Origin of the sequence: Vibrio aquimaris (genome assembly GCF_009363415.1) — a bacterium.
Classification (GTDB): Bacteria; Pseudomonadota; Gammaproteobacteria; order Enterobacterales; family Vibrionaceae; genus Vibrio; species Vibrio aquimaris.
Genome location: NZ_CP045350.1, coordinates 2,350,195 through 2,374,651, shown reverse-complemented (window position 1 = coordinate 2,374,651; position 24,457 = coordinate 2,350,195). Strand labels below are relative to the sequence as shown.

Annotated in this window: 19 protein-coding genes; 9 read left to right on the top strand and 10 right to left on the bottom strand. The window is 42.1% G+C overall.

The annotated features are described in order from the left end of the window. Window positions 1-54 precede the first annotated feature (54 nt). A complete protein-coding gene (locus FIV01_RS10955) occupies window positions 55-1,887 on the top strand; it encodes an AAA family ATPase (RefSeq protein ID WP_152431033.1) in 1,833 nt (610 codons plus the stop codon). Window positions 1,888-2,055: 168 nt separating this feature from the next. Here the strand turns inward: FIV01_RS10955 and FIV01_RS10950 are convergent, their stop codons facing one another. Beyond that, entirely contained in the window at window positions 2,056-2,673 is a 618-nt protein-coding gene (locus tag FIV01_RS10950; RefSeq protein WP_152431032.1) for a LysE family translocator, read from the bottom strand. A 723-nt stretch (window positions 2,674-3,396) separates the two neighbouring features. On the opposite strand from FIV01_RS10950, the gene FIV01_RS10945 reads away from it, so the two are divergent. From FIV01_RS10945 to FIV01_RS10925, 5 genes are all read left to right on the top strand, one after another. Further along, entirely contained in the window at window positions 3,397-4,401 is a 1,005-nt protein-coding gene (locus FIV01_RS10945) for a pesticin C-terminus-like muramidase (RefSeq protein ID WP_343040067.1), read from the top strand. Continuing rightward, window positions 4,389-4,742 carry a hypothetical protein gene (locus FIV01_RS10940; RefSeq protein WP_152431030.1) on the top strand — a complete coding sequence of 118 codons (354 nt, stop codon included), beginning with the start codon at window positions 4,389-4,391 and terminating at the stop codon, window positions 4,740-4,742. Before FIV01_RS10945 ends, FIV01_RS10940 begins: the two co-directional genes overlap by 13 nt. Before the next feature lie 26 nt (window positions 4,743-4,768). Next, complete coding sequence (locus FIV01_RS10935) at window positions 4,769-5,122, top strand: hypothetical protein (protein WP_152431029.1); 354 nt, start codon at window positions 4,769-4,771, stop codon at window positions 5,120-5,122. 230 nt (window positions 5,123-5,352) lie between these two features. Beyond that, window positions 5,353-6,102: a metallophosphoesterase family protein gene (locus tag FIV01_RS10930; protein ID WP_152431028.1), complete on the top strand. Its 750-nt coding sequence runs from the start codon at window positions 5,353-5,355 to the stop codon at window positions 6,100-6,102. Window positions 6,103-6,220: 118 nt separating this feature from the next. Continuing rightward, window positions 6,221-6,655, top strand: coding sequence for a hypothetical protein (locus FIV01_RS10925; protein ID WP_246210398.1), 435 nt, complete (start codon window positions 6,221-6,223; stop codon window positions 6,653-6,655). A gap of 73 nt (window positions 6,656-6,728) precedes the next feature. On the opposite strand, the gene rluF is transcribed toward FIV01_RS10925, so the two are convergent. From rluF to FIV01_RS10905, 4 genes are all read right to left on the bottom strand, one after another. Then, window positions 6,729-7,730 carry a 23S rRNA pseudouridine(2604) synthase RluF gene (rluF, locus tag FIV01_RS10920; RefSeq protein ID WP_152431027.1) on the bottom strand — a complete coding sequence of 334 codons (1,002 nt, stop codon included), beginning with the start codon at window positions 7,728-7,730 and terminating at the stop codon, window positions 6,729-6,731. Between the two features lie 108 nt (window positions 7,731-7,838). Next, entirely contained in the window at window positions 7,839-8,420 is a 582-nt protein-coding gene (smrA, locus tag FIV01_RS10915; RefSeq protein WP_152431026.1) for a DNA endonuclease SmrA, read from the bottom strand. Window positions 8,421-8,567: 147 nt separating this feature from the next. Further along, window positions 8,568-8,708 carry a DUF3149 domain-containing protein gene (locus tag FIV01_RS10910; RefSeq protein WP_114786614.1) on the bottom strand — a complete coding sequence of 47 codons (141 nt, stop codon included), beginning with the start codon at window positions 8,706-8,708 and terminating at the stop codon, window positions 8,568-8,570. A gap of 161 nt (window positions 8,709-8,869) precedes the next feature. Beyond that, the gene (locus tag FIV01_RS10905) at window positions 8,870-9,739 is read right to left on the bottom strand and encodes a TraB/GumN family protein (RefSeq protein WP_152431025.1); all 870 of its coding nucleotides are present in this window, start codon (window positions 9,737-9,739) and stop codon (window positions 8,870-8,872) included. 372 nt (window positions 9,740-10,111) lie between these two features. Between FIV01_RS10905 and FIV01_RS10900 the strand changes: the two genes are divergently transcribed. Beyond that, the gene (locus FIV01_RS10900) at window positions 10,112-12,769 is read left to right on the top strand and encodes a beta-N-acetylhexosaminidase (protein WP_152431024.1); all 2,658 of its coding nucleotides are present in this window, start codon (window positions 10,112-10,114) and stop codon (window positions 12,767-12,769) included. Between the two features lie 55 nt (window positions 12,770-12,824). Here the strand turns inward: FIV01_RS10900 and FIV01_RS10895 are convergent, their stop codons facing one another. The 5 genes from FIV01_RS10895 to nagA form a co-directional block, all read right to left on the bottom strand. Further along, entirely contained in the window at window positions 12,825-14,213 is a 1,389-nt protein-coding gene (locus tag FIV01_RS10895; protein ID WP_152431023.1) for a peptide MFS transporter, read from the bottom strand. 398 nt (window positions 14,214-14,611) lie between these two features. Beyond that, window positions 14,612-16,276, bottom strand: a complete 1,665-nt coding sequence (gene asnB, locus FIV01_RS10890) for an asparagine synthase B (protein WP_152431022.1) — start codon at window positions 16,274-16,276, stop codon at window positions 14,612-14,614. A gap of 227 nt (window positions 16,277-16,503) precedes the next feature. After that, on the bottom strand, window positions 16,504-18,090 hold the full coding sequence (locus FIV01_RS10885) for a cation:proton antiporter family protein (RefSeq protein WP_152431021.1): 1,587 nt from the start codon (window positions 18,088-18,090) through the stop codon (window positions 16,504-16,506). 79 nt (window positions 18,091-18,169) lie between these two features. After that, window positions 18,170-19,384: a DNA-binding transcriptional regulator NagC gene (gene nagC / locus FIV01_RS10880; protein ID WP_152431020.1), complete on the bottom strand. Its 1,215-nt coding sequence runs from the start codon at window positions 19,382-19,384 to the stop codon at window positions 18,170-18,172. A 2-nt stretch (window positions 19,385-19,386) separates the two neighbouring features. Then, the gene (gene nagA, locus FIV01_RS10875) at window positions 19,387-20,523 is read right to left on the bottom strand and encodes an N-acetylglucosamine-6-phosphate deacetylase (RefSeq protein ID WP_152431019.1); all 1,137 of its coding nucleotides are present in this window, start codon (window positions 20,521-20,523) and stop codon (window positions 19,387-19,389) included. Between the two features lie 479 nt (window positions 20,524-21,002). Between nagA and nagE the strand changes: the two genes are divergently transcribed. Together nagE and glnS are read left to right on the top strand one after the other, a co-directional pair. After that, the gene (gene nagE / locus FIV01_RS10870; RefSeq protein WP_152431018.1) at window positions 21,003-22,490 is read left to right on the top strand and encodes an N-acetylglucosamine-specific PTS transporter subunit IIBC; all 1,488 of its coding nucleotides are present in this window, start codon (window positions 21,003-21,005) and stop codon (window positions 22,488-22,490) included. A 255-nt stretch (window positions 22,491-22,745) separates the two neighbouring features. Then, entirely contained in the window at window positions 22,746-24,416 is a 1,671-nt protein-coding gene (gene glnS / locus FIV01_RS10865) for a glutamine--tRNA ligase (protein ID WP_152431017.1), read from the top strand. Window positions 24,417-24,457 lie beyond the last annotated feature (41 nt).

Here is a 24,457-nt window from a genome sequence, read left to right as displayed (position 1 = left end):
ATTTATAATTAGTTAAAATTCCTGTATTGCAAACTTGAGATAGGGAAATCACCTATGCGCTTAAAATCCGTCAAACTCACTAATTTTCGAGGCTATCAGCAAACAACAACGATACCTATAGATGAGACAATGACAGGTATCGTTGGTCGTAATGACCATGGTAAATCTACAATTTTAGAAGCCCTCGCGATTTTTTTTGAGACCGAAGGAGTAAAGGCCGATAAGAATGATATAAATTGTTTTCAGCGAGCTGCGGGAGAAATCAAATTTGAAATTGCATGTGAATTTGAAGAGTTACCAGAAAGTATCGTTTTGGATGATAACGTTGAAACTACTTTGAGCGAAGAGCTTTTGCTCAACAGCGATAGCAATCTGGAAATTGTCAAAACCTTCAAAGCAAACACCACAGGCAAGGCAGACAAAACTTATATTCGATGTCTTCATCCTACCCAAGATGGATTTAACAATCTACTCGGCCTAAAGATAGCTGACTTAAAAAAATTTGGCCAGGAGCAAGGTGTTGAAGATACTGTTTCAGATAAACGTGTAGCTTCCATGTGGCGGCAAGCTATTCGAGCAAGTGCAGACGACTTAAACGTTGCAGAAACACTTCTAGACGTTGATAAAGGATTGGGTACAGAAGGCAAGTCAATTTGGGGGAAGATTCAGGATCAATTACCAACGTTTGCCTTGTTTAAAGCTGACCGAGAAAGCAGTGATGGTGATTCAGAAGCTAAAAACCCGCTCCAACAGGCAGTAAAAGATGCACAAGCCGCTTTGCAGATACAAATATCTGACTTGGAAAAACAAATAGAAGCCAGTGTATTAGAGGTTGCTGAGAGAACTTTAGACAAACTACGAGAAATGGCTCCAGAGCTTGCAAATGAATTAACACCAAGGTTCAAAGATAAGCCCAAATGGACTTTTAACTTTACTTTAGATGGTGAAAATGGAATACCAATTAATAAGCGCGGTAGTGGTGTGCGACGGCTTATCTTGCTGAATTTTTTCCGCGCAGAAGCAGAAAAAGCAGTTGTTGGGTCATCCAGAAAAGTGATCTACGCGATCGAAGAACCAGAAACCTCACAGCATCCCAATTATCAGATAATGTTAATGAAAGCCTTGCTTGAGTTAGCTAATCAACCAAGCCGCCAGATCCTGGTAACGACCCATGTCCCAGCATTAGCGGGACTAATCCCCATTGAAGGTATGCGTTACGTCACTAGAGACGCTAATTCCATCCCTATTGTCCAAATGCCAAATGATGACGTTCTTAAAGTAGCAGCTGAAAGCCTTGGTGTTCTGCCTGAAACAGGTATGGAAAGAGCCAAGGGAGTAGTGTTAGTCGAAGGTAAGTCTGATGTGACGTTCTTACGTCATACCACTAAAACACTAAAAGAGGCAGGGCACGTCGCAAGCTGCTTAGACGAAGCTGGTATTGTACCTTTACAAACAGGTGGTAGTGGTAACGTTAAACATTGGGTAACTCATAAATTGGCTGATGATCTGGGTTTACCTTGGTGTGTATTTCTGGATTCAGATATTGGTGGCGATCCCGCACAAGTCAAATCAATTCTAAAGCGAAAGCATGAGGTTGAGTCACAGGGAAGAGAGTTTTATTCAACTAAAAAAAGAGAAATAGAAAACTATCTTTGTCCCAATCTTATTAAGGCTGAAACAAATATCGAAGTTGAGTACACGGACACATGCGACGCAAAGAAAATCATTGGTAATGCTATAAGAATGAAACCTGATGATGTAATCGACAGATTTTGGCCATTAATGTCAGCCGATAAAATCGTTGAACGCTCAATCTTCAACGACAATGGTGAGGATAAATCTGAGCTGGTTGAATTAACGGAGAAAATTATCTCTCTGGTTAAATGAGATTAATTTTTCTAATTAAACGAAGCAAGTTAAGGCGATGATCGTAACTTGCTTTTGTCCAAAAGCGTGCTGACGGGGTATTAAACACAAAATGCCCCCTTTTACCAAGTTAACGCACTGACTCAGTGACAGATCGCCCCATTGACGTTTCCGTACGTCTGTTCATGGCTAACTTACTTCTTTATTGCCTAACAGTACTGCTGCAAGCACTAAAAATATACCTGACATTCTATCCAACTGGTGCTTCATGTTCCCATGTAGTCTATGTGCTATAGACTCAGCAAACTTGCCGTAGCAGCACAAGAATACGCCATCCATTATTAAGTAGGTAGAGCTGAGAACCACAAACTGCATGAGCAATCCTGACTCAGGGTTTATAAATTGAGGGAACAAGGCTGCAAAGAAAACTACTGCTTTCGGGTTGGCTGCTGATGTTATAAAACCTTGCCAATAAAGAGAGGACTTAGAGCGTTGTTGACCTTGTTGCTCAATGGAGTTGCCTGGACTTGATAACAATAACTTCATGCCTAAATAAAGCAGATACGCTACACCACCCCATTTCACAATGGTAAAAAAATGTTGTGAGTTTGCAATAACCGTGGCCAAACCAAGTGCTGCAATTACCATCTGAAAGAAGTTCGCCGTCAAGTCACCAGTTGCGGTATAAATTGATCGTCTAAAACCACTACCAATACTATTCGATAACATAAGAAGTTGACTTGGCCCTGGTGTGCTCATTAACACCAACACCGTTACCACATATGTAATCCAAACTTGAATTTCCATATTGATGTCCTTATTGAATGGGGTTTGTGGCTATAGATCTGCGTCTCATAATCGATATACTGCCAGAAGATAACAAACGCATTAGTCCTTTAGAGTTCAAAATACCAACCATTAGATACAAAAACAACCTCTTAGTGGTACGGTATAGACTCGGGGTATCTTGCATGTTTTGACAAAAATCCTGTATTAAACGAATCTGCCACCATGGTTCTGAGGTAAAAGGCTATGTCCAAAAGCTTTCAAAAATCGGCATCTCGCATAGAGGTGCAGTTCGTCACTTTGGGATACGAGAAGTTATCCGTGAATAGCTAAATTAGCAAAGTTACTGACAAGCTTTTGTCCAAATCCAAGCCAGCTTATAACCCACCTACACACCAATCAAAAGAAACTTCACCCGCCATTTCGAGCGTTTTAATAGTTAAAATAACCATTTTCTTGGTGAATGTGTCAGAGTGGCGAGCAGGGTATGATAAGCAACTCAAACTCTTGGTATCATGTTTTTATTTATGTGATTAGATTCTTATGCGATACCAATCGTCCCCTTTTATTCCACAAGAAAGACAAGAAACCACAAGAGAAAGAGCAGAGCGTCAACGGCAGGAACGCAGAGCTGAGTTAACCTATACCGCAAGCGATGAGAAGCGATGGGCTGAAAATCGTGAGCGGGTTTTAAGAGAGCGCCAACAAGCCGCTGACTCTGCGAAAAATAACCCTGAAGATGAACTGATCCTCAAATCATCGCTAAAAGAATCCAAGCCGCTTAATGAGCTAGCGGCCGGTAAGTTTAACGCCCTTAAAAAGGGCTCTACAAATACTGAAGAGATCAAAAAAGTCCAACAGGCTTTGATTGACTGCGGCTTTGAATTAGGTTCATTTGGTGCAGATGGCGATTTTGGCCGTGCGACAGAAGGCGCCGTTAAACAGTTTCAAACCCACTATAAACCTACACATACCACGCATAAAAGTTACCAATTTGGTGACATTGATGGGATTGTCGGCAAAAATACCATTCTTGCTCTAGATGAGGCTGTTAAAGAAGGTTGGAAGTTTGTTGATGATGAGATGGACGAGAAGTGGTTAACAGTGCCAAGAGGACAATTTACCTTTAATAATGAAGGTGATGACATTGAATCTTCGTACTATTTTTCTAGGAAAGCTCATGTTCCTAATAATAGTGGCGTGGTGGTCGGTCGATCTGGTGTTACAATTGGCCGAGGTTTAGACGTGGGTAATCCCCCCACGGGTGCTACAGGACAATCACCTTCTGCATTGAATCTAAGAGAGTTATTCCAAAAATCTGGGTTGACGCCAGCCCTTTCAAACTGGTTACTAAGCGTCGAAGGTATACAAAAAGAAGCCGCCCTTGAATCGTTGAATAACTCAGGGCTGGACAACAAAACACTCACCCTAACCCGTAAACAACAACACCTAATGTTTAACGAAGTTTATGCGTATATGGAAGAGAAAACCCGAATTTTGCTAACAAAGCCTGATGTTAAAAGGGCATACGGTGATGTTGGTTGGAATGAACTTCCTCTGAAAGTAAAAGATGTTCTTATTGATTTGACTTATAGAGGAGATAATCATGGTCGTAGTAGAAGGGAATTTATACCGGCCTTGGTTTTAGACAAAAACTCAAACGATTACGAAAATTTTTATAACGCTATAAAAAATTTAGATAATATTCCACCAGAAAGAATGAAGGCGAGGTTGAAGTGGCTAAATTAATAATGGTTTTATGGCTTTATTGTGTGAGTTTCCAACTTAACGCGATGAGTGAAGCTAGCGCGAACTGGCTTTTTGAAAAGCAAAAGCAATGTGATATCAAAATCGATTCTTTAAAAAAAGATATACAGAACCATGCTGATGATTTGTCCAAAGGCAATTATAATGAAGCTGTCGTTTCTGATTTGCTTTCAGTCACATATAAGTATGTAAAAGAAAAATGTAGGTTTGATAATTTTGAAATTTTAGGTACTGAAGCCGAGACATTAAATATGTGTGATTGTTTGATTGATGAGTACTCGGAGTTTAGTGAATACTTAGTTGAAAAAATAAACTTACCTTAAATACACACTTAAAAAAGCCTCACCAAATGACAAAGCTATCAAACCAGTTTATGAAGATGGTGAAAAATTTGTGGTTCTGGTTAGTTATATTTTTTTCAGTCTCTGTGAATGCAAAGAGTTTGGATAACACTCAGCTATACACGGTTCCTTCAGGTAAAGTATGGGTTGTTAATGATATTCAAAGAAACCTCTGCGATGTTTGTACTTCCGATATTTATGTTCAAAAAGGAAGTGTGCAGCTCAATGAAGTTTGGGTTTCTGGCTCTTTTGACTTTTCACTAATGCCAAAAACTAAAGTCTCGTTCGAAAGTAACACAGTTTTTGCTTTAGGGGATGTGGTTAAGAGTATTAATGTAGATGTCATAAACTCAGGAAAATAAGCTCAGTTCACAGTCAATAAGTCGTGTTTTGCTATTGATATAAATCGCCAGTCGAGACAGTAATTTATGCGAAGATGCCAGAAAGGTCTAGCGTAGCGCTAGACCCAAAAATCTTAGTTTAAATGAGCAATGATAAACGTCTTATCATGCTACTATCGGCCGCAATAAAGAAAGTCCTGCGCGAGTTAGTGGCGGCTTTTCAGTCGCTTATTAAATAGAGAAGCTTAGAAATGAAAACCATAGTTCAAATTAGTGATTGTCATTTTAATCTAAATAAAGCTAACGCTGAGAAAGCGTTGGTTCATACATTAGACTTTATCAATCGTTTAAAGTTTGACTATCTATTTATCACTGGGGATATTTGCGAAAGCCCAACTATACCTCAGTATCAAATCTTTGCTCGTTTAATTTCTGAGCACATTAGCACGCCCAATATATATGCAATCGCGGGTAATCATGACTGCATAGATATGATTAAATCTGCTTTCAAAGACACATGGATAAAAGTGGCTGAACAGGTATCCATAGAGAGGTTTAATTTCATGTTTATTGACTCTAGCAAAAAGCCGAAAAAGGCAATGATGCTAGGGGCAGGCCGAGTTGCCAGTAAAGACATTAAAAGAATTGATGATGCCAACCAAGAGACAGTGGTAGTTATACATCACCCCATTTTTGAAAATGACTGTGATTGGTTCAATGAAATCGGCTTAGAAAATCAGAAAGAAGTCGCGACCTCTGTTTTAAATAATGAAAATATTCAACATATTATATGCGGTCATGGGCATTCCTTTATCCAAACTAAGCGGCAGCACACCACTCAAATTATGAGTCCTTCTACATCCTATGGGTTCGATCATGACAGTAAAGTCTTTTTAAAAAATGACAGAGTTGGAGCGGTTATGATCCAAGTTGGCGAAACGATCACATCCCAAGAGATAAGGATTCCCTCACGAATAGAGCGCACCGTTAAAGCTATATAAAATCATAGTCTTGTTGGCAGTGATAGCCTCAGTGGAGAGTGTTCTTTCTTAACCTCTCTATATGGATGCTTTTGCTCGCTATTGAATGAACACAAACAAAGGTTAGGGGATTTAAAAGGTGACTTATCAACAACTGGACGCTATCGCGGATTCATATATTCCTCTGCTGGGTATTCTGACGCTGGCTTGGCTGCTGATAAAAGCGAGTCGTCTAGGGATAAAAAGTGCGCTTATTGAGGCCGTGACCACTTCACTGGGCGCGATATATATCTATGCCTTAATGTTTCTTGATGCTTATTTTGCAGCCTATGAGTCAATTGGGCTTGATTATAGTACGCATACTGCCTTGGCGCTGGTGTTCGTCACAACCCTTGCATTGATTGGCAAACAAGTTAGACGTATCGCCGTGATATCCATGATTTGTTACTGTTTATTGATGCTGTATCAAGGTTATCACACCCTAGCCGATATGGCGCTGACAAGCCTAATGACATTACCTGTCCTAGTGTGGCTAAAGTGCTTACCAAATCGTAAAGCTAAGCTTGTTTGGTGACCCATAAATAAAAAAGCTATTTAACATGGGCTAAATAGCTTTGACTTCTAAAAGGGATAGTTTCGCTAGCAGGCTACTTTTTTAGGCTTAATGTACCTGATTTTCTAGGCTGGGCTTTTTGGCCTGAATGAGGGTTAGATTTTCCTTGTTTTGCTCTTGCCTCAGGGGATTCAGAGCGAGTCTTTTTAGCATTGGGGCTACGGCGATACTTATCGGCGTCTTTGCCTTTAAAAGTGCGCGTTTTTTGATTACGTCTTGCTTTTGAGCCTTGGTTTTCCTCGCGGCTATCAAATAGCTTTGCGTCCGTTGCTCTGCGTATTGTTTTACCCTGAGTATCGGTTTTTGAGGCATCTTCTGTACCGCTAGAGTGCTCACACATCGTCAGAATTTGTTCCACTTCGCTGTCTGTTAGATAGCGCCACTGGCCGTTTGGAATACCATCTAGGGTAATATTCATAATGCGAACGCGGCGCAGTTTAAACACTTCATAATCGAGCGCCTCACACATTCGGCGAATTTGTCGATTTAGCCCCTGTGTTAACACAATACGAAAGGAAAACTTGGTTTCCTTGGTGACTTTACAAGGCAAGGTGGTGGTATCAAGGATATCAACGCCGGCGCTCATCTTTTTGATGAATTGATCTGTGATGGGCTTGTTGACTCGAACCACGTATTCTTTCTCGTGATTGTTACCCGCACGAAGGATTTTGTTGACGATATCGCCATCGTTGGTTAAAAAGATCAAACCATCAGAGGGTTTATCTAAGCGTCCAATCGGGAAAATACGTTTTTTATGGCCAATAAAGTCAACGATGTTACCAGCAATGTTTCTTTCTGTGGTGCAGGTGATGCCCGTTGGTTTATTTAGCGCGATATAGATAGGGCGCTCGGTAGCCTCGCAAATCGGGTTGCCATCAACGCAAACGTGATCGCCACTTTGTACCTTAGTACCCATTTCGGGGACTTGACCATTAATGGTGACACGGCCTTGCTCAATCAGTCGGTCTGCTTCTCTTCGCGAGCAAAAACCGGTTTCACTAATAAATTTATTCAGGCGCTTTGGTTCGGATGGCATAGTGTTCTCTCTTTAACGTTTCACAACGGAATACTGGTGGACTGACAAGAGTCCTTAACGAATTGGGGGCATTCTATCACTAATGTCTGGTTTGAGTAAGAGCGCCTTTTAACTGCGCCGTTTTTGGTGGCGTTCTCGGTTGTCCAATTTCTTTTCGGAGCTTTTACGCAGCATGACATAAACGGCTCCAGTACCGCCATGAAATGCTTGGGCACTATGGGCTGATTGTACGTCCTTAATTTGAGTTAACCAGTTCGCAAGATAGCTCTTCATCAAGGCGGGAGGATTGGACTTCTCGCCACGTCCATGAACGATAAGTACACTGCGTATGTCCATTTCAATGCATTGCTTTAAGAACTTAACCAGTGCATCTCTGGCATCTTTTAAGCTAATACGATGAAGATCTAAGCGAGCTTGAATAGGGTATTTACCTAAACGCAATTTGCGATAGACGCCTTCTTGCACTCCATCGCGTTTAAATTCGATCAGATCTTCAGGTTTGAGCATTGGAGCGTGTTCAAGGGATAAATACTGCGGATCGTTTTCATCAAGCCACATGGCGGCTTCACGTCGTGCGATGTGCGCTTCGGTGACGTTATGGGACTTTGGGTGCTCAACGGTATCTTGTTTTAGTGGGGTCACATCCCCCATTAACGCTTGAAACAGAGAGGATTCATTATCGTGAGGCATAAGGTAATACGAAGGCCGTAAATCGATACTGTTAGTATACATGAGTATTAACAGTATTGGCTGCACCAACAAATAAAAAACCGAAGCAGACAATCAATCTACTTCGGTGCATAGCAACAACCTATTTTCAGATAGGGCTAGGCGATTCTAGTGAGGAGATTTGTCATGCATTACTTTGTAGATGAAGTAACCACCATAGAACAGCATCAAGCCTAAAGCTCCGAAAATGACTAACATAGAAGATAGTCCAACCGCATTACCAAACAGGAGATTTAGCCATAAATCCATGTTGCCTCCAGTCGTGAAGTAGTGATGACAGTTATTACGATAAGGCGAAATGACACATCGAGTACTGATCTAGATCAATGATACTATATTAGTTGCGTAAGTTGTTGCTTCTAGCTGTGTTTTATTTCGAACAAAACTTAATCATTAAAAATCAACAAAGCCTAATATTCAAACTGGCAGTTAGCGGCGCGGCTGGTTGAGCCCTGCTTGACTTTAAACCCTTTGGCTTTGAGTAAAGTCAGCAGGTTATTTTCGCCAATCAGGTGCATGGTGCCAACGACGACAACATAGCTGACTTTACGCTCTTTTGACCAAGTTGGCTTAGCCAGTTTTTCTGCCCAGTTGAGGTTTCGTTGGCTAATAAAAGCGTTCTCTAGCTCTGGAGACATTTCAGTTAACTGTGCAAACTGATTGAGTTTTTCCAAGTCTCCGGCTTTCCAGCTGGTAATTAAACACTTGGTTAAATCTTCTGCGCGATCAAATTCATCTAATGCACTTACCAGTAGCTCTTTTCCGGATTCTTTTTGTCCTGTTAGTAAGTCGATTTGAAACTGAAGAGATTCGAGGCTAAATATAGGAAGGTTCTGAGCGGTCGCCTTGTACATTAAATGCGTGTCTATACCATAAGATGCTTGATAACCAAGGTACTCAAATTGCTTCATTTGTAGGGTTAATGCTGTCGCCCACGGCGGGCTATCGAGAAGTTGCATGGCATCAATATTAAAAAGGCTCGCCAAACCGCGTAAAGTCTCCATTTGCTTGGGACTGAGAACATCTTTGGTCACCATTGTGACCTCAGGGTAGCGAACATCCTGCATTTTCCTTATGTCTGATTCCACTATCAGTCCTGAGCTTTTTGCTAGAGTGTCGGTAATCGTTTTGGCAAGAGGATACATACTTTTGTCGCCGACATGCACTGAACCAAAGATAAGGTAACGCGTTTTTCCTTTCTCGGCATACCAATATAAGGGCTCAGCGAACGATGATATTGAGTAGGTGAATAGGAAAATTGATAACCATAGTTTTTGCATTTAGCCGTTTACCTTACGGAAAAATTGTTGAAATAGAGGCTTTTTAACGTAATTTAACAATAGCAATTTGAGCATAAAATCACATTTTTATATTTTGTTATATAGCTTAGCTTAATCTTATGTCACTCGTCTTGTGATCCGGCTTCGAACACTCATAAGTCTTGTGGATTTTAGTGTGATTTATTTCAAAGAAAGATTGTTGTTTTATAAATGACGTTTTTAACCATTGTTTTAATTCATTGTTTTTAATGTCCTTTTTATCACTGGTAAAGCTTAAATTCGAGCAGGATCACTTTCATGACTTGATTATTTTACCCCTTTCAACATCTCGGAATATTCTGGTAATAGCAGTTAAATGAGGAGTAACGTTGGATGGTTAAAAAAGGTCTGCTCGCAACATCGATTATTGCGACATTAGTAGGGTGTAGTACTTTGCAATCTTCACAGCAAAGTGTGGTCAATTCATTAGCGGAAAACCTTGATATTGACTATCAAGTGCTCACCAATCATGGAGCAAACCAAGGACTAGCATGCCAAGAGCTGGGTGCTGAATGGGCTTCCTGTAATCAAGTGACTATGACTGTGGTTAATCAGGGACAAGCGATTGATGCCAAAGATTGGTCAATTTACTTTCACAGTATTCGCTTAATCCTTGATGTTGATAATGACCAATTCAAAGTATCCCATGTTACTGGTGATCTACATAAATTAGAGCCTACCGATAAATTTGATGGCTTTGCGGCTGGTGAAAAAGTGGTATTGCCTTTAATTGGTGAGTACTGGCAGCTATTTGAAACTGACTTTATGCCACGGGCATTTGTCACCTCTCCTGATGCTGAGCCAAGAGTGATTGCTTCGCTAGATACTGAAGATACGGCTTCTTATGTTTCGGGTCTAGAGGGGAATAACTTAAAACGCACGCCTGATGACAAGAACATTTTTGCAACTGCGATTTCTCGCTATGAGAAAAATCGGGATTTAGTCAAAAAAGATGTATCAGCATCCTTGATTCCAACCCCCATGCACATTGAACAAGGTCAAGGTAAGCTAGATATTACTCAGGGTATTACTCTGCCACCAGAAGCATTTACTCCCGAACAATATCAGGCACTTGAGGCTCGAGGTGATTTGCTAGGGATAAACCTAGATGGTCGCCAAGTGGTTAATTTGGTTATTGATCCAAACTTATTCTCAGGTGAATTTATTAAGTCCGGCGCTTATCAACTGCAAATCAGCACAAGCGGCATCAAGATTAGTGCTTTTGATCAAGCGGGAGCATTTTACGCCGTTCAATCCATTTTTGCCCTGATTGATAGCCAGTCTCCAGACTCTTTGCCAGTTGTTTCTATTAAGGATGCTCCGCGTTTTGATTACCGCGGTGTCATGGTCGATGTAGCGCGTAATTTCCATTCTAAACAAGCGATTCTTGCCACTATTGATCAAATGGCGGCTTATAAGATGAATAAGCTGCATTTACATCTTACTGATGATGAAGGGTGGCGTATAGAAATACCCGGCTTACCAGAGCTCACAGAGGTTGGAAGTCAACGCTGTTTCGACGAGACAGAGCAGAGCTGCCTGTTGCCTCAACTCGGCTCGGGACCAGAGGCAAATAACTTTGGCAGCGGGTATTTTAGTCGTGCTGACTTTGTCGAGATCTTGCAGTACGCCAATGCACGTCATATTGAGGTGATTCCTGAAATTGATATGCCAGCACATGCGAGAGCGGCTGTGGTCTCAATGGAAGCTAGGTATCAGCGTCTAATGCAAGAGAATAAGGTAGAAGAGGCTAACCAATATCGCTTACTTGATCCTCAAGATACATCAAATGTTACGACTGTGCAGTTTTACGATAAGAAGAGTTTTATCAACCCGTGCCTGCCATCATCGGCAAGGTTTGTGGATAAAGTCATCTCTGAAGTTGCGGCCATGTATAAAGAGGCAGGAGCGCCACTAACCACATGGCATTTTGGTGGTGATGAAGCGAAAAACATAAAACTTGGCGCGGGATTTCAAGATAGTAATACCGCGGATAAGGTTGAATGGAAAGGCAATATAGATCTTACAAAACAAGACAAGCCCTTTGCTAAGTCTCCTCAGTGTCAGGAGCTGGTGGCCAGTGGTGCCGTAAGCGATTTTGCTCATTTACCGAGTTATTTTGCCGAGCAGGTTGCGAAAATAGCAAAAGACAAGCAAATCGCGAGTTTTCAAGCGTGGCAAGATGGCCTCAAATATAGTGAGGGGCCAGCGTCCTTTGCCACTGCCAATACTCGTGTGAATTTTTGGGATGTGCTGTACTGGGGAGGAACAAAGTCTGTGTATGAATGGGCGAGTAAAGGCTACGATGTCATTGTCTCAAACCCTGATTATGTCTACATGGATATGCCTTATGAAGTAGACCCCAAAGAGCGTGGATACTACTGGGCAACGCGTGCAACTGATACAAGAAAAATGTTCAGCTTTGCTCCAGAAAACATGCCGCAGAATGCTGAAACATCATTAGATCGAGATGGTAAGGGCTTCTCTGGAAGCACAGATATTGCCGCTGGACCTTTTTATGGGTTATCAGCCCAGCTCTGGTCAGAGACGGTTCGAGATGATGAGCAATATGAGTATATGGTGTTTCCACGAGTGTTGGCTGCGGCTGAGCGAGCTTGGCATAAAGGAGATTGGGAAAACGATGTCAAAGCTGGAGTGGAGTATTCTCAAGAGACTCATCGGGTAGATAAGGCGCAATTAAATAACGACTACAACCGCTTCGCCAACCTCCTTGGTCAACGTGAATTGGCAAAACTTGAAAAAGCAGGCATTGATTACCGTCTTCCTATACCTGGTGGACGAATCGAAGCGGGTAAACTTATGATGAACAGTGCTTTCCCTGGTGTGGAGTTGCAATACTCAATAGATGGACAGGAGTGGAAAACCTATATAGATAGCCAGCGGCCAAGAGTGCAAGGCAGTGTTTATATTCGTTCTGTCTCAGCTAGTAAAGAGAAAGTGAGTAGGATTACCAAAGTTAGTGCTAGCTAACACAAAAAAGCGCCCGACTTAGTGTCGGGCGCTTTGTTTGTATGCTTAATAATGATTATACCGCTAGGCTCTGCTGCTCTTCAACTTGCTCTGCATTGCTAATCGGAGATTCTGCGCCGTGCATCCAGCGGACAAGTGTATTGGAGAAGAGTAATAAGATAACTCCAGAAACAATCGCTGTGACCGCAATGCCACTGAAGATAGCCATAGCGCCAAGTTCGCCCACATGTGAGCCGACGTAGCCCGCGACGTAGTTTGCAATCGCAGTACAGCCAAACCATGCGCCCATCATCAAAGAAGCTAAGCGAAGAGGAGCGAGTTTAGTGACCAAAGACAATCCAATTGGAGAGAGGCAAAGCTCGCCTAATGTATGGAAGAAGAAAGCGCCTACTAGCCAAAGCATAGAAGTCTTGACACTCGTGTCGCCACCTTGCTCCATCACAGCGCCGACCATACATAGGAAACCTAAAGCTAGGAAGAACATTGCAAGTGCAAATTTAACCGGAGAGTTAGGCTCTCGTTTACCCAGCTTGACCCATAAAACCGCGAGTATTGGTGCTAGAGTAATAATGAAAAACGGGTTTAGCGATTGGAACCAAGCTGCAGGAACTTCAAAACCGCCGATCATACGATCTGTGTATTGCTGGGTGTAAATGTTCATCAAACCACCAGCTTGTTCAAACCCTGCCCAAAAGACAATCGTGAATACACTCATGACCAAAATGACTTTGATGCGATCGAATTCTTCTTTGGTGAGTGGCTCTTTTCTATGCGACTTTTTGTTGGCAAGTTCACGTTTGGCAGAAGGTTCCATACCAATGTCGCCAAGCCAAGATTGAGCTAAGCCCATTTGCATGACAAGGCTAATCACCATACCGATACCAGCAACTACAAAACCTGACTTCCAGCCAAACTCTCCAGTAACCGAGCCGACAATGATTCCGGCTAATAATGCGCCTAAGTTGATACCCATATAGAAAATGGTAAAGGCACCGTCACGGCGGTTGTCACCCTCTTGATAGAGATCGCCAACCATAGTCGAAATATTGGGTTTAAATAGACCGTTACCAGCAATCAGCAGAGCGAGACCGAGATAAAAACTGTGAAGAGTGCTCATACCAATCATTTCAGCAGGTAATGCTAGGGTAAATTGGCCAATTGCCATTAGCGCGCCGCCTATCAGTATGGACCTGCGTTGGCCGAGGTAGTTATCTGCAAGCCAGCCGCCAATTAAAGGCGTGATATAGACAAGGCCTGTGTAGATACCGTACAAATCTAGTGCGTCTTTGGTTGTCCAGCCTAGGCCGCCATTGATTGTTTTATCTGTTAAATACAGCACTAAAATGGCGCGCATACCATAGTAAGAGAAACGTTCCCAAAGTTCAGTACCGAACAATAGAAATAGGCCTCGAGGATGGCCGAGTATTTGTCGATGATTTGCCATAAATTTTACTAATCTAGTCCATTAAAGAATTTAATATGCTAGTACATATACTAATTAGTTAAAATATCTGCAATATACTAATTTATCAGTGTCATTTATGGTTCGCGCATAACCTTTTGAAAAATAGGTGTAATTAATCTTGTTATTTTGGCTGGATTTTTTTATGGAACTAAGTTTGCATTTATGAGGGGTGGGTTATGACATTTTCTTGTCATATACATGATGTTTTTTTGATATATGTTTTAATATTGCGTTATAACTCAATTGCTTATGTGTGAGGTGTTGTGCTTTCCTCGCAGATATGACAGGCTTATAATAAATCACCCCTTGATGTTGTTTGTCACAACATCAAGGGGTGATCAGCACAGAACTAGATGCAGTTAGAGTTTGTCGTAGACTCAGTAAGCGTCATTGTGCACTGTCTGAACCGCTCTTCCTGATGGATCTACACAGTTTTGGAAAGACTCATCCCACTCAATCGCTTTTGCTGAAGAACAGGCTACCGAAGGTCCACCTGGTACACATTCTGCTGCCGATGGAAGAGGGAATAGCTCTTCAAATATTTCTCGGTAGACATAACCTTCTTTTGTGGTCGGTGTGTTGTAAGGAAAACGGAATTTCGCCGTTTCCATTTGTTGATCTGTGATCTTACTTTCTGCGACTTCTTTTAAGGTATCTATCCAGCTATAACCGACACCATCAGAAAACTGCTCTTTTTGTCTCCATGCGATAGAGTCTGGCAAGTAATGTTCAAAACATTCGCGTAGTATGTGCTTTTCCATTTTTCCGTTGCCGCACATTTTATCTTGTGGGTTTAAGCGCATGGCAACATCAATGAACTCTTTATCAAGGAATGGTACTCGTCCTTCAACGCCCCAAGCTGCTAGAGATTTGTTGGCTCTCGCGCAGTCAAACATGTTAAGTGCTAGCAGCTTGCGTACTGTTTCTTCGTGAAACTCTTGAGCATTCGGTGCTTTGTGGAAATAGAGGTAACCACCAAAGATTTCGTCGGCACCTTCACCAGATAAGACCATTTTAATGCCCATGGCTTTTATTTTTCGTCCCATAAGGAACATAGGCGTAGATGCACGAATGGTTGTTACGTCATAGGTTTCAATGTGGTAAATAACATCTCGAATAGCATCAAGTCCTTCTTGAATGGTGTAGGTCATTTCATGATGAACTGTGCCAATTTTTTCAGCCACTTCTCTTGCCGCTTTAAGATCGGGAGCGCCCTCTAAACCGACAGCAAATGAATGCAGTTGAGGCCACCAAGCTTCTGACTTTTCATCATCTTCGATACGCATTGCTGCAAAACGCTTCGCAACGGCTGAAGTAATGGATGAATCTAGACCACCAGATAGAAGCACGCCATAAGGCACATCTGTCATCAACTGGCGTTTGACAGCGGCTTCAAGTGCAGCGGTTAGCTCTTCTTTGCTGGTTGTGTTGCCTTGTACTGCGGCATATTCGTTCCAATCGCGAACATAGTAACGTTTCGGCTCTGCATCTTTGGAACTATAGAAGCTGCCAGGGGGAAACTCGCTGATGGTCTTACATACTGGCGTTAATGCTTTCATTTCAGATGCGACATAGTAGTTGCCGTGCTCATCATAGCCTTGGTATAGCGGGATAATTCCAATATGATCACGACCGACAAGGTATTGGTCTTTTTCTTCATCATAGAGCACGAATGCAAAGATTCCGTTGAGTTCTTCAAGGAGTTCTTCACCCATATCCTGATAAAGTGCCAAGATAACTTCACAGTCAGAGTCGGTTTGGAAATCATATCTCCCTTCGTAGCGAGCTCTAAGTTCTTTGTGGTTGTAGATTTCTCCATTAACCGCCAATATGTGCTTTTTATCAGAGCTAAACAGAGGCTGTGCACCACTATTTAATCCGACGATGGCAAGACGCTCATGAGCGAGAATAGCTCTATCAGAAGAGTAGATCCCAGACCAATCAGGACCACGATGACGCAGCTTTTTGGACATTTCGAGTGCGATTGAGCGCAGTGTTTGGGCATCTGTTTTTATGTCAAGAATACCGAAGATAGAGCACATATGAGTTCCTTTATAAATCTTTTTTAACCTGTTAGCTAAAATCTGCCATTTTGGTTAAAAAAATCAACAAGAAATAACAAAAAAGTTTATACAAACTAGTTTGGACTAAATTTAATTTAATTTAATTGGTTCTTTTATGAATGTATTTTAATGTCAGTCTGTTTTATAGACAAAAAACGACGAGTGTTTTGCAAGGCAGCAAAGTACTGCCTTGCAAATGAGGAAGGTTATTTTGGGGTCAGTTGAGGGTTAAGCTGGTCACAGACATCGCGAGCAAAACCAGTACCCGCTTCTCTATATACATTGAAGGCTGCGTCTACTCCCTCTTCGAGTAGACTCTCTATTTGATCTGAATAGGCGGCAATGGCAGCCGTTTGACCACTAAATCCTCTTTGCTTTAATTGCTCTAAGGCAATTTGATTTCCTTGGTGATGAGGCATAGCAAGTAGTACTAATTTAACGTTCGCTGTATCCAAAATTCGCTCCCAGAAATCAGGGTCTGTTGCGTCGCCGGCAATGACATTTCGCCCTTCTTGCTGATGCTCCTCTGCTGTATCTTCTCTTACTTCAATTCCGAGGCTTACTTTGCCATAACGGCTGACTATTTCGTCATATGCACCTGTACCAATTCGTCCCATACCGAGAATTAACACTTGTGCATTGCCAGGATTAATCAATTTATCTCGGTTGTTTAGGCTTTCTGCTGCATGTTCTTTTAGCCAGTGTCCTGAACGACGATAGAGTTCATGTCCTTTGCGGTTAAGTGGTGAGGCGATAATAAAAGAAATCGATACCGCAAGTGCCAAAGCAACCAGTAGGTCGCTGCTAAGCCAGCCGAGTTTAAATGCGAGCCCCCCAACAATAAGGCCAAACTCACTAAAGTTAAACAAGCTAAGTGAAGCGAGCAGAGAGGTTCTTACTCTGAATTTAAAGGCATTAAGCACAGCAAAGTACAGAACCCCTTTTATGGGTAAAAGGAGCAAAAATAGTAGTGCTAATGCTAACCCTGTCATGGTTGGTTGGACAGACAGACCGATATTTAGGAAAAAGCATACCAACAAGAGTTCTTTGAGGTTAAACAGGGCTTTGGATAACTCCGATGCTTTACTGTGGCCTGCGAGCAACATACCCAAAATTAGAGCACCAAGATCTGGCTTCATACCAACGAATTTGAATAGCCCAGCTCCCACAACCAAGGCAAAGAAAATACCAAATAGAACCAGCATTTCCCCGTGGCCCACCCAGTCGAGTATTTTGTAAAATAATGGGCGAAGAAGCGGTAGGGCAAACAAAATAATGGCGTACCAGTGGGGGATTTTTCCGGTTGATGCGGTCAGGAATATCACTGCGAAAATATCCTGCATGACAAGAATACCAATCGCAATGGTGCCATAGGTAGCGTTCATCTCCCCCTTTTCTTGCAGGGTTTTGACGGCAAAAACAGTGCTTGAAAAAGATAGGGCAAAACTTAACAACAAAAGTTGCTCAGGTGACATAATGGCTAAGGAGCTTATTCCGAGAAACTTTAAGCCAAATAGTGCCGCGCAGAATAGTGCGGTAGAAAACAAGTTATGCAGAGTGGCGCCTGCCCAAATCTCTTTGGATAAAAGTGTTTTTATATCTAACTTCAACCCTATAGAAAACAGCAGTATGGTTACCCCAAGATCGGCAAGTGTTACTATGGTCTCATTACTTTCAAAGCCGAAACCATGGAGAGCAAAGCCTGCTAGGAGGAAACCAACTAGTGGTGGTAAATGACATTTAAGGCTAACAAAGCCAGCGAGAAAAGCAGCAGAGAGTAAGACGAGTTCCATATATATATGATTCTTATGCAATTAAAAACGGGCTACTTGTGTAACCCGTAAGTTTAACTTATGAAGGAAGATATCGCGCTCAATCTTCTAGTAATTTTTGCAGTAACTCACCATTGAGCATGGCACGTTTGATCATTGAAAATGCGCCTAATGTCGGCTTTTTATCAATTTCAGATGCTACTATGGGCAGATTATTGTGGAAAGTGGTCAATGATTGATTTTCCACATTACGCCGAATGGCAGGGAAGACAATATCTTTACATTGGGTTATATCACCCGCTATAACAATTTTCTGAGGATTGAAAAGGTTAATCGTTATCGCAATCGCTTTGCCAAGTTGGTTGCCTACTCGGATTAAGCTTTGTTTGGCAAGCTCATCGCCAATATTGGCATGCTCGCATACATCTTGGATAGTCAAACCTTCTTTACCGCTCAAGCTGGATTCATACCCTTGCTTGATCAGCTTTTTAATCCGATCAAGAATCGCGGGATTCGCTGCGACGGTTTCCAAGCAACCAAAGTTGCCGCACTGACATTGTTCGCCTAACGGATCAATTTGAATATGACCAATCTCGCCCACATTACGGTTGAATCCGAGAAAAACTTGCCCATTCACGATAATACCAGCACCAGTCCCACGGTGAACGCTCACCAGTATAGAATCTTGACAATCCTGACTTGCTCCAAAGTAGTGTTCGGCTAAAGCCATGCCACGAACATCGTTACCCACGAAACATTGTACGTGAAAGTTATGCTCTATGATGTCAGCCAGTGCAAGGTTATCTACTTTGATGTTGGGCATGTATTCAACAACACCATTCTCGGGGTTTACAAGTCCGGGTAATATAATACCTATCGCAATAAGTTGGTTTATGATGGTTTGGTGGGAGTCGATAAATTGCCTGAGGTAGGCGGTCAAACCGTCGACTAAGTCGTCCTGTGTTGTGTAAAAGAACTCTTGGGACTCTGATAGTAGCTCCTCACCACCGAGGTTGAAGAGGCTAAATTGTATGTAATCTCTTCCAAGGCGGATTGCGACTGAATGGAAGGGAGCGACCTCTGTCGTCAAAGATATCGCTCTCCTGCCACCTGTAGAAGCTTGCTGAGCGACCTCTTTTATTAATCCACGCTCGAGTAACTGACGGGTTATTTTTGTCACACTAGCAGGTGCTAGTTGACTTACATCGGCAACTTGGATTCTCGATATTGGGCCTTGTTGATCAATTAATCGATAAACGGCTGCGCTGTTTAGTTGTTTTACTAAGTCTACATTACCTATTTGTCCGCCATTCATTCTCAACTTTGCTCATATTGTCCGTTAACAACTGTCGCTTGAACATTGAAATCACGATCAAAAATGGCGAGGTTTGCAATCATACCTTGACGTATTAGGCCTAATTTATTGTCAACGCCTATTGCCCGTGCAGGATATAATGTTGCCATTCGTAGTGCTTCGTCCAAAGCGATACCGACATGCTCTACTGTATTTTGAACCGCTTCAATCATGGTCAGCGCAGAGCCGCCCAGTGTGCCATTTTCATCAACACACTTGCCATTGCGGTAATATACTTTCTTACCGACAAAAATAAAGTAATCCATGTTTGCACCTGCAGGAGCTGTGGCATCAGTCACTAATACAAGCTTTTCCCCCTTGATTTTATGAGCAATTCTAATATTCGCATAATCAACATGGAGCCCATCAGCAATAATACCGGCATACACACTAGGTGTATCGAAAATAGCCCCGACGACACCAGGCTCGCGACCTTCCATTGGCGACATAGCATTAAATAAATGGGTGGCAAAGGTAATGCCTGATTCAAAACCTTTGCGAGCTTGTGAATAAGTCGCATTTGAATGGCCGATTGATACTGTAATCCCAGCTTGCTTAAGACGTTGAATATGCTCGGGTGCATTATGCTCAGGTGCAAGCGTCACTTTAGTAATGACATCAGAATGGTCGCAAATTAACTGAATCATCTCATCATCAGACGGGCGAATATAGTCGATATTATGAATGCCGTTTTTTGCTTTATTCAGATAAGGCCCTTCGAGGTGTAACCCTAGAGACTGATTCTGGTATTTAGCCTGATACTCTCTCGTCGCCTTGATTGCTTGGATCATATCTTGGTCAGATGACGTGATTAGCGTCGGTAAGTAGCTAGTACATCCTGACTTTAGATTTGCTCTATGCATGATTTCGAGTGTTTCAGAGTTTATCGCATCATTGAACATGACACCGCCACAGCCATTGAGTTGAAGATCGATAAAACCAGGGCTTAGGTTCGCGCCATTTAAATCAATGACCTTGATATCGTGAGCGAGTTCCGCTCTCGGGCATACAGCACTAATCAGCTGATCCTTAATCACGATGGCATGATCAATGAGAATGTCCTTACTCGTGAAAATTTTACAATTAGTTAGCGCATACATGGTTAGCGAATCCTCATTAATTAAATTTATGCATTGGCCATTGTTGTTGTGATCGTATATGCATAAGGTTTTTTTAACTTTATTTGTGAACTGCAATTAGAGGTAAATTATCCTAATCAATGAATGGTAATCAATAGATTATGCAGGTCATATGCTTAAACAAACTTATCTAAGTCAATGTCATTGAGAACGTTATTGAGATCTATATTCATCCTTCGTTTTTTATTTTTGCGCTTACGATAAGTAAACTTAAAACGTCACTCAAATTACCATTTTTTTGAATTGTAAAATAAGTTTTATGATCTTGCTAGCAAAAACCTCTCTATAGCCTTAAATCTGGTGATAATAGTCACAATTGATAAGGTTTAAATTTGCAGGGCGAAATTAAAGGCATAAACTGGAAGAACTAAATTGGGTGACTAAAAAAAGTTACCGAATACCATAAAAGAAAATATTAAATCCTATAGGGGGAACTGACAGTGAATGTTCTTGGATATTTCCAAAAAGTAGGTAAGGCGTTGATGGTACCCGTCGCAACGCTCCCTGCTGCTGCAATATTGATGGGTATCGGGTACTGGATAGATCCAACCGGTTGGGGAGCGAACAGCGCAGTTGCGGCTTTTTGTATTAAGGCAGGTTCCGCCATCATTGACAATATGTCTGTGCTTTTCGCTATAGGTGTTGCCTATGGTATGTCTAAAGATAAGGATGGTGCGGCTGCGTTATCTGGTTTTGTTGGTTTCCTCGTGGTTACCACTTTGCTTTCTCCCGCTGCGGTGTCACAAATTCAAGGCATTGATATAAGTGCCGTGCCTGCTGCATTCAGCAAGGTTAACAACCAATTTGTCGGTATTTTAGTGGGTATTGTCTCAGCTGAGATCTATAATCGCTTTTCACATGTTGAGCTTCACAAAGCGCTGGCATTTTTCTCCGGTAAACGTTTGATTCCGATTTTAACCTCTTTTGCAGGTATCTTTATCGCCTTTGTTTTGATGTATATTTGGCCTTCGGTTTACGGTGGGTTGGTGAGCTTTGGTGAGTCGATTCAAGGAATGGGTGAGCTAGGTGCTGGTATATATGCGTTTTTTAACAGACTTTTGATTCCAGTTGGTCTTCATCATGCACTCAACTCAGTTTTCTGGTTTGATGTTGCAGGCATAAACGATATTCCTAATTTCCTTGGCGGAGCAAAATCTATTGCTGAGGGCACAGGTATCGTTGGTGTGACTGGCATGTACCAGGCAGGGTTCTTCCCTATTATGATGTTTGGTTTACCGGGTGCTGCGCTGGCGATTTACCATACATCGAAATCTAAGAACAAAGAAAAAGTTGCATCTATCATGCTTGCTGCTGCCTTTGCTTCTTTCTTTACTGGTGTGACTGAGCCGCTTGAGTTTTCGTTCATGTTCCTTGCACCTATGCTTTATGGACTGCACGCTTTATTAACAGGGATATCGGTTTATATCGCGGCTTCAATGCAATGGATCGCAGGCTTTGGCTTCTCTGCTGGCCTTGTTGACATGGTTCTTTCTTCACGAAACCCACTTGCTGTAAATTGGTATATGTTGATAGCCCAAGGCTTAGTCTTCTTCTGTATTTACTATGCGGTTTTCCGTACTGTGATTGTGAAGTTCAACCTTAAAACACCAGGTCGTGAAGATGAGGATTCCTCTGAGCTTGTCGCTTCAGGTAGCTCATCAGAGCTTGCCAAGCAATACCTCAAGGCCCTTGGCGGACATGAAAATCTTACTGCAATTGATGCTTGTATCACGCGCTTGCGTTTAACGATTAAAGATACCAGTGTGATTAATGAGTCTACCCTCAAGAACCTCGGAGCAATGGGGGTAGTGAAACTGGGCGCTAATAACGTTCAAGTTATTCTTGGTCCACTTGCTGAGATAGTGGCAGGTGAAATGAAGAAAATTCCTAAAGATGAAGACCTGTCCTCGGTTGTGATCCCAACTTAAGATAGATTACTCATTCTAGAGCCTCCTACGGGAGGCTTTGTTGTTTTAGGCCCAAAGTAGAGTATGACGGTCGAACAATTGGGTTGTTTTACGCTTAATTGGTAAAAATGAATCAATATTTGCCAATTTACACTAGGTTGTAGTTGTGTAATGGCGAAGAATTGTGGATTATTAGGCATTAACTGCTTGGAGCATGTCTATTGCTTCTTGCTGACTACTTTTCTGAACAATACTACAACCATTGAGGTGATATAGATGAGTGAAGCTGAGGCTCGTCCATCGAACTTTATCCGCCAAATCATAGATAAGGATTTAGCGGATGGTAAACATGCTAGCGTACATACTCGTTTTCCGCCGGAACCGAATGGTTACCTGCATATAGGTCATGCTAAGTCAATTTGCTTAAATTTTGGTATTGCTCAGGACTACCAGGGTAAATGTAATCTTCGTTTTGATGATACTAACCCAGAAAAAGAAGACGTAGAGTATGTTGAGTCTATTAAGAATGATGTTAGCTGGTTAGGCTTTGAATGGGACGGTGAAGTTTGTTATTCATCTAACTATTTCGATAAGCTTTATGGGTTCGCAATCGAATTAATTGAAAAAGGCTTGGCATACGTTGAAGAGTTGAGCCCTGATGAAATTCGAGAGTACAGAGGTACCTTGACTCAGCCAGGTAAGCACAGCCCTTACCGCGATCGTAGCGTGGAAGAAAACCTAGCTCTGTTTGAGAAAATGCGTACAGGTGAGTTTGCAGAAGGTTCTGCGTGTCTGCGTGCCAAAATCGATATGGCTTCATCATTTATGGTGATGAGGGATCCTGTTCTATATCGCGTACGTTTTGCTGAGCACCACCAGACGGGCGATAAATGGTGCATATATCCGATGTACGATTTTACACATTGTATCTCTGATGCACTAGAAGGCATCACACACTCTTTGTGTACATTGGAATTTCAAGACAACCGCCGTTTGTATGATTGGGTTTTAGACAATATTACAATTGATTGTCAGCCGCATCAGTATGAATTTAGCCGCTTAAACTTAGAATATACGGTAATGTCTAAGCGTAAACTCAATCAGCTAGTCACTGAAAATCTAGTCGATGGGTGGGATGACCCGCGCATGCCAACCATTTCAGGTTTGCGTCGTCGTGGCTTTACTCCTGGTTCTATTCGTGAGTTTTGTAAGCGCATCGGCGTCACCAAGCAAGACAACATGATTGAAATGGGATCGCTTGAGTCATGTATTCGAGACGATTTAAACGAAAATGCGCCGCGAGCGATGGCGGTACTTGACCCTGTCAAAGTGGTTATTGAAAACTTTGAACAAGGAAAGATAGAGTCACTTACAGTCGCAAACCATCCAAATAAACCAGAGATGGGAGAACGTGAGGTTCCGTTTTCTCGTGAGCTGTGGATTGAACGCGAAGATTTTCGTGAAGAAGCGAATAAGAAGTACAAACGTCTCGTTTTAGGTAAAGAAGTTCGTCTGCGTGGTTCTTATGTCATTAAAGCTGAACGTATTGAAAAAGACGAGCAAGGTAACATCACGACAATCTTTTGCTCATATGATGCCGACACATTAGGTAAGAACCCTGAAGATGGTCGTAAAGTTAAAGGTGTTATCCATTGGGTTTCAGCAGATAAGGCTGTGCCAGCTGAAATTCGCTTATACGATCGTTTGTTTACTGTGCCTAACCCTGCTGCTGCAGATGATTTTACTCAGTCTGTTAATCCTGAGTCGCTTATTGTGATGGATGGATTTGTCGAGCCAAGTTTAGTTGATGCTGAAGCGGAAAAAGGGATTCAGTTTGAGCGAATGGGCTACTTCTGTGCCGATGCTGTCGACTCAAAACCCGAAGCTTTGGTGTTTAACCGCACTGTTGGTTTGAGAGATACCTGGGCTAAAATTGAGGCTAAGTAATTCATTAGATATGAATTAGAAAAAACCCACACTAAACAGAT